A 12,098-nucleotide genomic window follows, 5' to 3' on the forward strand; every position below is an offset into this window, starting at 1 on the left:
CTGTATTGTAATTACAAATATAAGAATCCTTTATGGATAATGGCGCAGGGGATGACACAGTATTCTGTCAGTAGGTCGGCAAGCGATGCTTGCGGCCAGATTGCGCGATGTCAGCGGCAGGGCGAGCCATTCTCCCTGCCGGATTGAGTGCGTAATTGACAGAATCCGTGGATATTTCCTGCCCGCTGACGACAGGAAAGCCAATGACTGACACTCGCGACGTGAAGATTCGAGTGCGCAATCTGAGCAAGGTGTTCGGCAATCAGCCCGACAAGGCGCTCAAATTGCGTGATGAGGGCATGAAACGCCCCGAGATTCTCGAGAAGACTGGCCAGACGTTGGGGCTTTCCAACGTGGATTTCGATGTGATGGAAGGCGAGTTGCTGGTCATCATGGGGCTGTCCGGCTCCGGGAAATCGACCCTGATCCGCTGCCTTAATCGGTTGATCGAGCCGACGGAGGGCGAGATCCTCATCGACGGCGATGATGTCGCCAAGCTGGATGACAAGTCACTGCTGCGCTGTCGTCGCAAGCATTTCTCGATGGTGTTCCAGAATTTCGCGCTCTTCCCGCACCGCACCGTGCAGCAGAATGCAGAGTTCGGGCTTGAGGTGCGTGGCGAGGAGAAGGAAGTCTGTTATCAGCGCGGTCGCGATGCGCTCAAGCAGGTCGGCCTTGATGGCTGGGAAGATGCCTACCCCAGCCAGCTCTCCGGCGGCATGCAACAGCGTGTCGGCCTGGCGCGAGCGCTGGCCAACGATTCCACGGTGCTGTTGATGGATGAGGCCTTCTCGGCGCTTGATCCCCTGATCCGCAAGGACATGCAGCAGGAATTGCTGGCGCTGCAGCACAAGATGAAGAAGACCACCATCTTCATCACCCACGACCTTGATGAAGCCCTCTCCATCGGCGACCGCATCATCCTGCTCAAGGATGGCGAGATCGTGCAGATCGGCTCCCCCGAAAGCATCCTCACTTCCCCGGCCAATGATTATGTGGCGCGCTTCGTCGAAGGCGTCGACATGTCTCGCATCCTCACTGCCCGCTCGGCGATGACCGATGTGCGGGCCACCGCACGCGATGATGATGGCCCGCGCACGGCGCTGCGCAAGATGGGCGACAACGGCCTCGACAGCCTGTTCGTGGTCCGTCGTGATCGCACGGTACTCGGGATCATCACTGCCGAGGACACCGAACGTGCCGTGCGCGAGAATCTCACCGATCTCTCGAGCATCATCCACTCCGATTGCTGTCAGGTCTCGCCGGAAGAACCTCTGCACAACCTGTTCGCGATGTTTGCCGGTCATCACCATCCGCTGGCGGTGGTCGATGAGCAATCCCGCCTGTTGGGCGTGGTGATCAAAGGGTCCGTACTCGCGGAACTGGCGGAAGCAGGGGAGGCACACGCATGAGCGACGCAACCGGTTTTACCATCCCGAAGATAGAGCTGGGTGACTGGATCGAGACGGGGCTTGATTACCTGACGACCAACTACTCCAGCATCACGCGCGGCATCTCCAAGTTCACCGAGACCGGCATCGACGTCCTGAACGATGCGCTGATGTGGCTGCCCGAGTGGGCGCTGATCGCTCTGGTGACGCTGCTGTGCTGGCGGCTGGCCGGCACGCGCCTGGCCATCGGCTCCGTACTGGGGCTCGGACTGATCTGGAACCTGGATCTGTGGGATCCGATGATCGAATCGCTGACCCTGGTGGTGATCGCCACCCTGGTCGCCGTGGTCATCGCGGTACCGCTGGGGATACTGGCGGCACTCTCGGACCGCTTCTACAAGGTCATCATGCCGGTGCTGGATTTCATGCAGACGATGCCGGCCTTCGTCTACCTGATTCCGGCGATTCCCTTCTTCGGCATCGGCTCGGTCTCCGCCATCTTCGCCACCGTGATCTTCTCGATGCCACCGGCGATTCGCTTCACAACGCTGGGCATTCGTCAGGTGCCCAATGACCTGATCGAAGCGGCCGATGCCTTCGGGGCCACCCGCAGCCAGAAGCTCTTCAAGCTGCAACTGCCGCTTTCCCTTCCCACCGTGATGGCCGGCATCAACCAGACCATCATGCTGGCACTGTCGATGGTGGTGATCGCGGCCATGATCGGCGCCGATGGCCTGGGGAATGAGGTCTGGAAAGCCATCCAGCGCCTGCGTCCGGGAGATGGTTTTGAAGCGGGCATCGCGGTGGTCATCCTGGCCATGCTGCTCGACCGCCTGACCCAGACCTTCAGCAAGGAAAAGAAGCCCCGTTCATAAGGGGTTCACCGGCGGCCTCCGTGAGTTGCATGGCGATGCGGAGGCCGCCTCGAGCACTTCCATACCCGACTCAACGTTTGACTGTCGAGATGACGACGCGCCATTGGCCGTCGACACGCGTTTTTCGACAGACGCGCTGCGATAAACAATGAGTAAATTCGAATAAAGGGGAAAATGATGAACAAGCAAGATGCCTCCCACACTACCTTGAACGTCACCGCGAAGATGAATGCCGCCACCAAGGCATTGCTGCTCGGCGCAGTCATGTCCTCGTCACTGGCTGGGGCAAGCGCCGTGTATGCCGCCGGTGACAAGGGCGATGTGACGCTGGCCTACGTTGAATGGTCCTCTGAAGTCGCCTCCACCAATGTGGTCAAGGCGGTGCTCGAATCACAGGGCTACAACGTCGAACTCAAGGCGCTGTCTGCGGCGGCGATGTTCCAGGCGGTCGCCTTCGGCGATGCCGATGGCATGGTCGGTGCGTGGCTCCCCACCACCCACGAAGACTACATGGCCAAGATCGCCGACAAGGTCGACGACCTGGGCGTCAATCTCGAAGGCACCAAGCTGGGGCTGGTCGTGCCGTCCTATAGCAAGCTCGAGACCATCGACGACATCAAGACCCACGCCGAGGATATCGATGAGCGCATCGTCGGCATCGAGCCGGGCGCAGGTCTGACGCGTCTGACCGAGCAGGTGCTGGAGGACTATGATCTCGAGGACATCGATCTGACCACCGGCAGCGGCGCGACCATGACCGCCGCGCTGAGCAATGCGATCAAGGGTGAGCGTGAGATCGTCGTCACCGGCTGGACGCCGCATTGGATGTTCGCCCGCTGGGACCTCAAGTATCTGGATGACCCGAAGGGCGTCTACGGCGGTGCCGAGGAGATTCACACCCTGGCGCGCAAGGGACTCGAGGAAGACATGCCGGAGGTCTACGCGATTCTCGACAACTTCGCCTGGACCCCGGCTGACATGGGCGAAGTGATGCTCAACAACCAGGAAGACGACGCTGACCCCTACGAAACCGCCAAGGCGTGGGTGGAAAGCCATCAGGATATCGTCAAGGAATGGCTGCCGGCCGCGGCTGAGTGATGCCTGGCGCATGACTTACTGAGTCATGAATGACGAAACGCCCCCACAGGGTCTCCTGTGGGGGCGTTTCGTTGTGTGCCTGCAAATGACGCGTCGCTCACACTCGGCGAGCACAGACTTGATCAGAACGGGCGGGCTCAGAGAGGACTGGCTTAGAATGGACAGGGACTGCGCACTTCCATGCGCTCACCGCTCACCGGGTGATCGAAGCTGATCATCTCGGCATGCAGCATCAGGCGCTCGGCCATGAAGAAGGCCTCATCCGTCGCATAGAGATCGCAGCCTAGGATCGGGTGGCCGATCTGCTGACTATGGATGCGCAATTGATGCGTGCGGCCTGACACCGGCGTGAACTCGACTCGCGTGCGCGCCGGATTCTCCAGGCGTTCGATGACGCGGAAATCGCTGATGGCGGTCTTGCCGGTCTCGTGGCAGATCTTCTGCAGAGGGAACTGGTCGACGTCCTTGGCGATGGGCAGCGAGATGCGTCCGCTGTCCTCCTCAAGATGGCCATGCAGGATCGCGGTGTAGGACTTGCCGATGTTGCGGTCCTGAAACTGGCGCGTCAGGTTGCCGTTGGCCGGCTTGTTGAGCGCGACCAGCATGATGCCGGAGGTGCCGAAATCCAGCCGATGCAGCAGCTTGGCGCTGGGGTATTCCTTGACCAGGCGATGATGCAGCGAATCCAGATTGAGCGGATGCTTGCCGGAAAGGCTGAGCAGGCCACTGGGCTTGTGGATCAGCAGGATGTCATCGTCGGCGTACAGCACCGCGTAGGTTTCGTGGCAGACGGGAACGATGAACGGGTCGGCTTGTGGCTGCATAAGGGCTCGTCAGTGACGTCAAGGGGGCGGGGCGAAACGGCAAGTGGGCGAAACGGCAAGTGGGCGAAACGGCAAGTGAGGCAAGCGCTGGCGCGGTCTAGAGCACCAAAGTGGTCTAGAGGGCGATATCCTGCCAGTGATACTCATACTCATCGTCCTCACCATCCTCTGGCGCACGACCGATGAAGAGGCTGGCGGTAAAGGCGCGCACGAAGATCACCTGGCTGCCATCCAGTGCAGTCAGCAGCTCACCTTTCTTGAGCTTCTTGATCTTGCGCTTGCGCGCTGCGGCAGCATCACGCGCCGCGCGGGTGTCGGCGCGCCATTGGGCGGCAATCTCACCGGGCGCTGTCGACTGTTCGAGCAGCTCTTCCGGGCATTGCAGCGGAATGTCTGGCGTGCCCTCGTCACGGATATGGTATTCCCAGCGGCTGGGGTCACCATTCTTGGGGGCCTGCATCAGGTGCTGGCGAATGAAGGTATGGCCGTGAGGGTGCTCCAGCACGGTATACAGCACATTGCCGACCACGGCGTGATCGACCAGCGAGATGCCATGACTGTCGGATGGCGTATAGCCGGCCAGCAGACGGTCTACCAGTGTCTGACGTGCCACCTTGGGGGTACCGCTGTCATCCCAGGCCATGAAGCCTCCAATCTGAGCGTGTCTGGCATCGCAGGCCATGTCGGATGCGCCGGTGAAGGACGCAGGCCGACTGGCGTTCGAGAGGCCGAAAGGGCGGCCATTGTCCGGCTTGTGCCCGGCGAGGGCAAGCCGCTGACCGCGCGAATCTGCACCGGCGGGGTCTCAAGGGATAGCGCAAGCGATAACACAAGCGGCAACCCGGACGGCTCCCGGATGGTAACCCGAACGGTAACGCAAGAGGCCCCGCATGAGCGGAGCCTCGAGAAGAGCACTGTGTTGGCGCAGAGTGGCTATCGGCGCAGCCTGGCTATCGGTTCAGGGCGCCAGCAGTTGCTTGTGCCATTCGCCGTCTTCGGTGTCCAGGCGCTGGTAGCGCACGCGATCGTGCAGGCGCGAGGGCTGCCCCTGCCAGAATTCGATCATCTCCGGCACCACGCGATAGCCGCCCCAATGCTCCGGACGCGGCACTTCGGTGATGGCATAGACCTGCTCGAAGCGACCCTGACGCTCGCTGAGCCACTCGCGATCGGGAATCTCGACACTCTGCTGCGAGACCCAGGCGCCCAGCTGGCTCTCCTTGGGGCGTGAGGCGAAGTACTGATCGGAGGTGGCATCCGCGACCTTCTCGACGCTGCCTTCGATACGCACCTGGCGCTCCAGCGCGGGCCACCAGAAGGTCAGCGCGGCGAAGGGCACATTGGCCAGTTCGCTGCCCTTGTGGCTCTGATAATTGGTATAGAAGATGAAGCCTTCACTGTCGCAGCCCTTGAGCAGCACGATGCGCGCATGCGGCTTGCCCTGGCTGTCGACGGTGGAGAGCGTCATGACATTGGCGTCGTTGTCATCGGCGGACAGGGCGCTGGTCAACCACTCCTGAAACAGCTCGAAGGGCTCCAGCGGTGTGTTCGCAAGGCTCAGGCCATCACCGGAATAGGTTCTGCGCACATCGGCGATATCGCGGTTCATGGTGGGCTCCCTTGATGAATTGCTCATGTAATGACATGACTGTGACCGCTCACGTGCTGGATCGCAAGCCTCAGACACCGCCCAGCTGCAGCCACGTCATGTAAAGCCCGGTGCCGACGGCAATCGAGAGCAGCGCATTGCGTCGCCATAGATGCAGTCCCGCCACGCAGAGGGCCGCGACCAGCATGCCGGCGCCCTCGGCGCTCTCAAGCCAGCTTTGCCAGGCCGAGATGTGGTGCGCGGACTCTGACATGTCAGGCAGTTGCATGGCCGACAGCGAGACGATGATCAGCACGACCATGACGATGGCCGGCAGATAGCGGCCCATATGCAGAATCAGCGGATGGGCCGAATGGCGGGACAGGAACACGAAGGGCAGCGCGCGCGTGGCGAAGGTCGCGCCGGCTGACACGGCGATCAACAGCAAGGCCTGCAGGGTCGTCATGGGGTAGTGTGCTCCGAGGCTTGATTGTGCTCAGTCTGGCACGAGCCAGACTTGCCGTGTGGGGGATGTTCGTCACGCGGGGCAGGCGTGACGTGTGGCTGATGTTTGCCACGCTGGTAATGATATTGCCCGAGCAACAGAGCGCAGGCTGCCGCGATGCTGCCCAGCAACAGCTGATCTTCCGGCAACAGCCACAGGCCCGCGAGCGTGACCACCAGGCCGAGCATGAAGGGCCAGCGCTCGCGCAGGGCGAACCACTGTTCGATGCCCAGCACCACGAACAGCGCCGTCAACGCGAACTCGATGCCGCTGCTGTCAAAGCTGAGCTGTCCGGCTGCCAGCCCCAGCAGCGTCCCCAGTACCCACCAGGATTGGTTGAGGAAGGTGATGCGCAACATCAGGCGCTGGTCATCACGGCGCGCCACGGGATCATCGCGTTCGCCGCTGCGCGGCAGGCTGGCCAGCAGCGAGTAGGTTTCATCGGTCAGCCCGAAGATGAGATAGAGCTTGCCAAGGCCCGCCGCGCGGAAACGCTCCAGCAGCGACAGGCCGTAGAAGAGGTGGCGCGAATTGAGCAGCAGCGTGGCCACGAAGACCTCGGTGATGCCGGCGCCTGCACCGAGCAACGCTACCGCCAGGAACTGGCCGGCCCCGGCCAGGATGACCAGTGACATCAAAAGGCCCAGCCAGGGGCTCAACGGCAGCTGGGTGAACAGCACGCCGAAGGCAGCGCCCAGCGGGATATAGCCGAACATCACCGGCAGGGTCTGGTTGAGTGCCTGTTGCCATAGGTGACGACCGCTGACTGGCTGCCGGGGAGGCGAGCCCGCACCGGCGGTGTCGTCCCGGGAGGCGTGCGAGGTACTGGCCGTGGAAGGCGATGACATGGCGAGAGTTCCGTTCTGCGCAGGCGGGGTGAAGATGGGCGACACATGCAGGGAGCCTTCAAGAGGCCGAGTCCCCACAAGCCGCAGACAATCTACGCAGCATATAATGTCATCAAGCGTCAGGCGATGCTGCCAAGGTGGCAGCTGGCAGTGGAAAGTGCTGACTCAGCGCTTCATTGCTGATATTTCACATGTCTCATGGCGCTGTGATGGATTGATTTACCGTGAGTCGCCAGGTCATGGCCACCTATACTGGTCTGTGGCCGCTCGTTGGCTGCCATCGCTGCCTGACCGCGTGTCGTGCCATCAAAGGTTCATTCGCTGAGGGAGTCATCAGGATGAGTTCGAACCGATCCCGCAAGTCCTCGCCTGAGACGGTGCTTCTTGATCAGGGCGAGCCTTCGCCGCTGCGCAGTGTCATGATCTGGGGGCTGGCCATCCGGCTGTTTCACCTGCTGCTGATTCTGGCGATCATCGGCATGTGGTACACCGCCGAGGTGGGCGCAGGGCTCGATTTTCCGATGGTCTGGCATGCACGGCTGGGATATTGCGTCATCGGGCTGGTGGTGTTTCGTCTCATCTGGGGGCTGGTGGGCAGCGGGCATGCTCGCTTCAGCCGCTTCGTGGCGTCACCGCGCACGACCTGGCGCTACGCCGCTGACTTTCTGGCGGGGCGCGCGCCACGCCATGCTGGCCATAACCCCCTGGGTGGCTGGATGACGCTGGCCATGTTGCTGGTGCTGGCGATTCAGGGATCGAGCGGGCTGTTTCTGACCGATGATCTGCTGTTCGAAGGGCCCCTGCATGACCGGGTCCCAGCGAATGTCGCCGAGGGGCTGGCCTGGGTGCATCACACCAATATCACGCTGCTGTGGGGGCTGATCGCCCTGCATCTGATGGCCATCGTCTGGCACGGCCTGCGCGGTGAGTGGTTGATCTGGGCGATGGTGCATGGCCGCAAGCATTTCAGGCGCGATGAATCGGTGGCAGACGAGGGTGAGCCAGTGCCACCTTCACGCCCGCGCAGGTGGCTCGCACTGGGGTTGGCGATCGGCATTGCCGTTCTGGTCATCTGGCAGGGGACGCAGTTGCCGTAAGCTCTGATTATTCCTGCTCTCGCCCTCAAGTATGCCAAGACGCAAAAGCGCCGCCACGAGCAATCTCATGGCGGCGCTTTTGCGTCTTGACGGAGCTTTGGCTATATCAGTCAGCGCGATACTGCTGATGACAGCCCTTGCAGGTCTTGGCTGTCTCGACGAACTGGCTGCGCAGGGCGTCAAGGTCCTGACTGGCGGCGGCGTCAGCCAATGCCCGGCTCTGGGTCATCAGCGCCTCTGCACGCTTGTCGAAGCCTGCACGGTCGCTCTCTATCTTGCTCAGCGCGTCGGTATCACCGTCGTAGGAACCGGCGATGAAGCCCTCCCATGGCATCTGCGCCAACAGTGCCAGTCGCTCGGCGCGAGTGCGAAACTCCTCGGCATCATAATCCTGCTTGCCCTTGACCATCGCGCCCATCGGACTGAACTGCCATGCCAGCGTCTGGAAGACTGCCTGGCGATACTGGATGGCATCTTCCGTCTTGTCAGCCAGTGCCGCAGGCGACGCCAACAGGCTGGCAAGCACCACGCCAGCCGCCAGCACGCCAGTGGTCAGGCAGTTGCGCGATACGCCCACAGGGCGGGGGAAAGACAAGTGTGTTGTCAGGCCGATCATGGCAAAGCCTCGCTGTGGTCAACTCGCAAAGCCGATACCGCATGGGCGGCTCGCGATGGTTGAGGAGACACGCTGGAAGAAGCGGTGGGTAGCGTTGGGGAAAGCGGCAAGCCGCCGTGGGAAGGCGCAAACCGATACCCGCCATTCTAGTCGGCTATTTTACGGCTATTCTAGTCGCTTATTTTAGTCGGCTATTCTAGCCGAACAAGGCACGACGAGAAGGGCGGGCAATGGAGAGGCCAGGGCTTGATCAGGCCTGCGGCTGACGCTTGAGGTTGCGCGAGCGGAAACGGGCGTAAGCCATGCTGGAAATGAACAGCCCCAGCGCCGCCAGTGCTTCCAGTACGCCGATGACGGCGTGGCCAGGCACACCGGCCAGCATCACGCCCTGCATGATGTAGAGCAGGCTGACGAAGGCCAGCCAGACATGACCACGTGCCCGGCGGGTGAAGATGGCGGGCAGAAACAGTGCGATGGGCAGCAGGCGGATCAACAGCGGCAGCAGGCCGCTGTTCTCGCTCTGCGCCATCAGCTGAATGCCGCCGATCAGCAGCAGCAGGGCGACGGCCGCAAAACTTGCGATCACACCGCGACGGCTCTTGGCTTCGAGCGTGTCGAGACCCTGCTCACGTTCCAGTCGTTCAAGCCAGGCGCGCATCTATTTCGTCTCCCTGAGAGGTTGCATGGCAAGGGCCAGGCGAGCGATACGCTTGCCTTGCGCCAGTGCCAGGCGCTGTTCGTTGTCATCGACATCGTTGTCGCCACGCTTGCCGCTGACGTGGGTCGTGCCGTAGGGCGTGCCGCCCTGGGTGGTCTCGAGCAACTCGGTGGCGCTGTAGGGCACACCGGCATACACCATGCCATGATGCAGCAGCGGGATCAGCATGGTGATCAGTGTGGTCTCCTGACCGCCATGCAGAGAGCTTGAGGCACTGAAGGCAGTGGCGGGCTTGTCGATCAAGGCGCCGTTCATCCACAGCTCACTGGTGGAGTCCAGGAAGTACTTGAGCGGCGCCGCCATGTTGCCGAAGCGGGTCGGGCTGCCCAGCGCGAGGCCCGAACAGTGACGCAGGTCGTCCAGCTCGACATACATGGCCCCGCTGTCGGGGATTTCCGGCTCGGTCTGCTCGCAGGTGGCCGAGATCTCGGGCACCCGGCGCAGGCGTGCCTCGACACCGCTGATGGACTCGATACCGGCGGCGATCTGCTCGGCCAGCGTGCGGGTCGCACCATGGCGCGAGTAATAGAGGACGAGGACGTACGGCGTCGCGTCGGGGGTCGTTGCGGACATGAGCTTCCTCAGGTGGATGACAATCTATCGAAAGGGGCAAGCGGGGCTTGCGTGAGCACACCCTGTCATCAGGGAATCAGGCGTCGCTCAACAGCACCAGCACATCTTCGGGCGGGCGACCGATGACGGCACGCGTGCCATCATCGAGAATCGGCCGCTGCATCAATTTCGGCGTTGCGGAAATCGCGTCAAGGCGTTGCGAATCGCTGGGGTCTACAAGACCCAGTGCCTTCCACTCGGCTTCGTTCTCACGGGTCAGAGCCCGCGCGCCGCCTTCCACTCGGGCGGCCAGGGCCTCGAGCTGCTCACGATCGAGGGGGGCTTCCAGGTAGCGGACGGTCTCGAAGGCATCGCCCTCGAGGCGCGCGGTCAAAAGCGCCAGTGTTTCCCGTGACTTGGAGCAGCGTGGGTTATGGTAGAGTTTCAATATTGACATGACTGTCTCCGTTTCCGGACAGGTGATGGGTTTCACGCAAGCGCTACTGGCCATGGCCGGCGGTGGCGAATGAATCAGGCACGCATTGTAGAGGGGCGCACAAGAATGCCACAACTGCCAGGGATCTCGCGGGTCATGCTCGCCATCGGCGTCATCCTCAAGCTGGTATCACGTTTCAACTATCACGACGGCAAGAAGACCGCGTCGGCACTGACCTATACGACGCTGTTCGCCATCGTGCCCTTGATGACGGTCATCTATGCGATGTTCGCCGTCATTCCGAGTTTCGACGGCGTGGGCGATCAACTGCAGACCACGGTGTTCTCCCAGTTTCTGCCTTCGACCGGCGCCACGGTGCTCGAGTACCTCAACGAGTTCTCCGGTCAGGCGCGCAATCTGACCTCGGTGGGTCTGATCTTCCTGTTCGTGACCTCTGTGATGATGATGATCACCATCGAAGGCGCCTTCAATGCCATCTGGCAGGTACCGGAAGGGCGCAAGGGACTGTCGAGCTTCCTGATGTACTGGGCCGTTCTGACGCTGGGGCCGCTGATGCTGGGCTCGGGCTTTCTGCTGTCGTCCTTTCTGACCTCGCTGTCCTTCTTCGACTCGGCCGCCGAGATGCTGGGCGGCAAGGCCCTGTTGCTGCGTCTGCTGCCGCCGCTGTTGAGCGCTGCGGCCTTCACCTTCATCTATGCCGCGGTGCCCAACTGCAAGGTACGCCTGCGTGACGCCGCGGTTGGCGCGCTGACCACGGCGTTGGCGCTGGAGCTGGCCAAGGCGGGCTTCTCGCTCTACGTGACGCATTTCCCGTCCTATCAGGCCATCTACGGTGCCTTCGCGGCCGTGCCGCTCTTCCTGCTGTGGGTCTTCCTGTCCTGGTGCATCGTGCTGCTGGGTGCGGAAGTCGCGGCCTGGATGGGTGAGCGCTCCAATGCTGACTGGCATCGCTGGCCGCCGTTCTGGCAGACCCTCGGCGCCGTGATGCTGCTCAAGGATGCCCATGAGCGCGGTGAGCCGCTGTCCGATGATCGACTCACGGAAGTGTTGGGCAGTCGTTATCGTCGTGTGCTCAAGCCGCTGATCGCCGAGAACATCGCCAGCCAGACCCAGGATGGCCAATGGGTGCTCGGGCGTGATCTCAGTCAATACTCGCTGTGGGAGATGGCGCACGCCTTGCCATGGGAACTGCCGGCCGGCGAGGCGGGCGAAGCGCCGCATCCGCGCCTGGAACCCCTGCGTGAGGCGCTGGCGCGTGCGCGTGCCGCCGAGAAGGAGCGCATGACCTGTGGTCTGGTCGAGGTGCTGCCCAGTGTCGGTGAGGTGGGTGATGAGACCATGGCTCAGGAGGAAAAAGACCCGCAAGATCCGCGACTTGCGACTTCCTGAGCGGCACTGGAACGCGATTGCAAGGTGACAGCCTGAAGCCGAATGGGCAGAATGCGCACCCTGTGCCGTCTGCTCGCCCCGACGGGGGTTGAGGCGGATGCCGATGCCCCGATATCGAAAGCGATGACGCCAATGAAAAG

General features: G+C 62.1%; 14 protein-coding genes. 5 read left to right on the top strand and 9 right to left on the bottom strand.

The window, feature by feature from the left end; genetic code table 11:
- Nucleotides 1–203: 203 nt before the first annotated feature.
- The 3 genes from QD356_RS17020 to QD356_RS17030 all read left to right on the top strand — a co-directional run bounded on the left by QD356_RS17020 (nt 204) and on the right by QD356_RS17030 (nt 3,364).
- Nucleotides 204–1,412 carry a glycine betaine/L-proline ABC transporter ATP-binding protein gene (locus tag QD356_RS17020; RefSeq protein ID WP_043333554.1) on the top strand — a complete coding sequence of 403 codons (1,209 nt, stop codon included), beginning with the start codon at nt 204–206 and terminating at the stop codon, nt 1,410–1,412.
- Nucleotides 1,409–2,266 carry a proline/glycine betaine ABC transporter permease gene (locus QD356_RS17025; RefSeq protein WP_043333557.1) on the top strand — a complete coding sequence of 286 codons (858 nt, stop codon included), beginning with the start codon at nt 1,409–1,411 and terminating at the stop codon, nt 2,264–2,266. Before QD356_RS17020 ends, QD356_RS17025 begins: the two co-directional genes overlap by 4 nt.
- Before the next feature lie 177 nt (nt 2,267–2,443).
- Nucleotides 2,444–3,364: a glycine betaine ABC transporter substrate-binding protein gene (locus QD356_RS17030; RefSeq protein ID WP_225348063.1), complete on the top strand. Its 921-nt coding sequence runs from the start codon at nt 2,444–2,446 to the stop codon at nt 3,362–3,364.
- A 152-nt stretch (nt 3,365–3,516) separates the two neighbouring features.
- On the opposite strand, the gene QD356_RS17035 is transcribed toward QD356_RS17030, so the two are convergent.
- From QD356_RS17035 to QD356_RS17055, 5 genes are all read right to left on the bottom strand, one after another.
- Nucleotides 3,517–4,188, bottom strand: a complete 672-nt coding sequence (locus QD356_RS17035) for an RluA family pseudouridine synthase (RefSeq protein WP_054556709.1) — start codon at nt 4,186–4,188, stop codon at nt 3,517–3,519.
- A 115-nt stretch (nt 4,189–4,303) separates the two neighbouring features.
- Nucleotides 4,304–4,831 carry a hypothetical protein gene (locus QD356_RS17040; protein WP_153635734.1) on the bottom strand — a complete coding sequence of 176 codons (528 nt, stop codon included), beginning with the start codon at nt 4,829–4,831 and terminating at the stop codon, nt 4,304–4,306.
- 315 nt (nt 4,832–5,146) lie between these two features.
- Nucleotides 5,147–5,797: a pyridoxamine 5'-phosphate oxidase gene (gene pdxH / locus QD356_RS17045; RefSeq protein ID WP_192838757.1), complete on the bottom strand. Its 651-nt coding sequence runs from the start codon at nt 5,795–5,797 to the stop codon at nt 5,147–5,149.
- A 70-nt stretch (nt 5,798–5,867) separates the two neighbouring features.
- A complete protein-coding gene (locus QD356_RS17050) occupies nt 5,868–6,242 on the bottom strand; it encodes an AzlD domain-containing protein (protein WP_192838758.1) in 375 nt (124 codons plus the stop codon).
- Nucleotides 6,239–7,129 carry an AzlC family ABC transporter permease gene (locus QD356_RS17055; protein WP_192838759.1) on the bottom strand — a complete coding sequence of 297 codons (891 nt, stop codon included), beginning with the start codon at nt 7,127–7,129 and terminating at the stop codon, nt 6,239–6,241. Before QD356_RS17055 ends, QD356_RS17050 begins: the two co-directional genes overlap by 4 nt.
- A gap of 338 nt (nt 7,130–7,467) precedes the next feature.
- Here QD356_RS17055 and QD356_RS17060 point away from each other — a divergent pair, with 338 nt between their 5' ends.
- On the top strand, nt 7,468–8,226 hold the full coding sequence (locus tag QD356_RS17060) for a cytochrome b/b6 domain-containing protein (RefSeq protein ID WP_192838760.1): 759 nt from the start codon (nt 7,468–7,470) through the stop codon (nt 8,224–8,226).
- Between the two features lie 106 nt (nt 8,227–8,332).
- On the opposite strand, the gene QD356_RS17065 is transcribed toward QD356_RS17060, so the two are convergent.
- The 4 genes from QD356_RS17065 to QD356_RS17080 form a co-directional block, all read right to left on the bottom strand.
- Nucleotides 8,333–8,821, bottom strand: coding sequence for a cytochrome c (locus QD356_RS17065; protein ID WP_192838761.1), 489 nt, complete (start codon nt 8,819–8,821; stop codon nt 8,333–8,335).
- Between the two features lie 271 nt (nt 8,822–9,092).
- Complete coding sequence (locus QD356_RS17070) at nt 9,093–9,500, bottom strand: DUF2069 domain-containing protein (protein ID WP_153635739.1); 408 nt, start codon at nt 9,498–9,500, stop codon at nt 9,093–9,095.
- Entirely contained in the window at nt 9,501–10,133 is a 633-nt protein-coding gene (wrbA, locus tag QD356_RS17075; RefSeq protein WP_043333572.1) for an NAD(P)H:quinone oxidoreductase, read from the bottom strand. It lies immediately after the preceding gene.
- Between the two features lie 76 nt (nt 10,134–10,209).
- The gene (locus QD356_RS17080; protein WP_192838762.1) at nt 10,210–10,569 is read right to left on the bottom strand and encodes an arsenate reductase family protein; all 360 of its coding nucleotides are present in this window, start codon (nt 10,567–10,569) and stop codon (nt 10,210–10,212) included.
- Nucleotides 10,570–10,674: 105 nt separating this feature from the next.
- Here QD356_RS17080 and QD356_RS17085 point away from each other — a divergent pair, with 105 nt between their 5' ends.
- A complete protein-coding gene (locus QD356_RS17085; protein ID WP_192838763.1) occupies nt 10,675–11,958 on the top strand; it encodes a YihY family inner membrane protein in 1,284 nt (427 codons plus the stop codon).
- Nucleotides 11,959–12,098: the final 140 nt, after the last annotated feature.

Source organism: Cobetia sp. 2AS (assembly GCF_029846355.1).
In the GTDB taxonomy this organism is placed as follows: Bacteria; Pseudomonadota; Gammaproteobacteria; order Pseudomonadales; family Halomonadaceae; genus Cobetia; species Cobetia amphilecti.

What these genes read in the sequence shown, in the direction of transcription:
- QD356_RS17055 (WP_192838759.1), bottom strand. Translation starts at nt 7,129, where the DNA reads ATGTCATCGCCTTCCACGGCCAGTACCTCGCACGCCTCCCGGGACGAC.
- QD356_RS17030 (WP_225348063.1), top strand. Translation starts at nt 2,444, where the DNA reads ATGAACAAGCAAGATGCCTCCCACACTACCTTGAACGTCACCGCGAAG.
- QD356_RS17025 (WP_043333557.1), top strand. Translation starts at nt 1,409, where the DNA reads ATGAGCGACGCAACCGGTTTTACCATCCCGAAGATAGAGCTGGGTGAC.
- QD356_RS17060 (WP_192838760.1), top strand. Translation starts at nt 7,468, where the DNA reads ATGAGTTCGAACCGATCCCGCAAGTCCTCGCCTGAGACGGTGCTTCTT.
- pdxH (WP_192838757.1), bottom strand. Translation starts at nt 5,797, where the DNA reads ATGAACCGCGATATCGCCGATGTGCGCAGAACCTATTCCGGTGATGGC.
- QD356_RS17020 (WP_043333554.1), top strand. Translation starts at nt 204, where the DNA reads ATGACTGACACTCGCGACGTGAAGATTCGAGTGCGCAATCTGAGCAAG.
- QD356_RS17035 (WP_054556709.1), bottom strand. Translation starts at nt 4,188, where the DNA reads ATGCAGCCACAAGCCGACCCGTTCATCGTTCCCGTCTGCCACGAAACC.
- wrbA (WP_043333572.1), bottom strand. Translation starts at nt 10,133, where the DNA reads ATGTCCGCAACGACCCCCGACGCGACGCCGTACGTCCTCGTCCTCTAT.
- QD356_RS17070 (WP_153635739.1), bottom strand. Translation starts at nt 9,500, where the DNA reads ATGCGCGCCTGGCTTGAACGACTGGAACGTGAGCAGGGTCTCGACACG.
- QD356_RS17085 (WP_192838763.1), top strand. Translation starts at nt 10,675, where the DNA reads ATGCCACAACTGCCAGGGATCTCGCGGGTCATGCTCGCCATCGGCGTC.
- QD356_RS17080 (WP_192838762.1), bottom strand. Translation starts at nt 10,569, where the DNA reads ATGTCAATATTGAAACTCTACCATAACCCACGCTGCTCCAAGTCACGG.
- QD356_RS17040 (WP_153635734.1), bottom strand. Translation starts at nt 4,831, where the DNA reads ATGGCCTGGGATGACAGCGGTACCCCCAAGGTGGCACGTCAGACACTG.
- QD356_RS17050 (WP_192838758.1), bottom strand. Translation starts at nt 6,242, where the DNA reads ATGACGACCCTGCAGGCCTTGCTGTTGATCGCCGTGTCAGCCGGCGCG.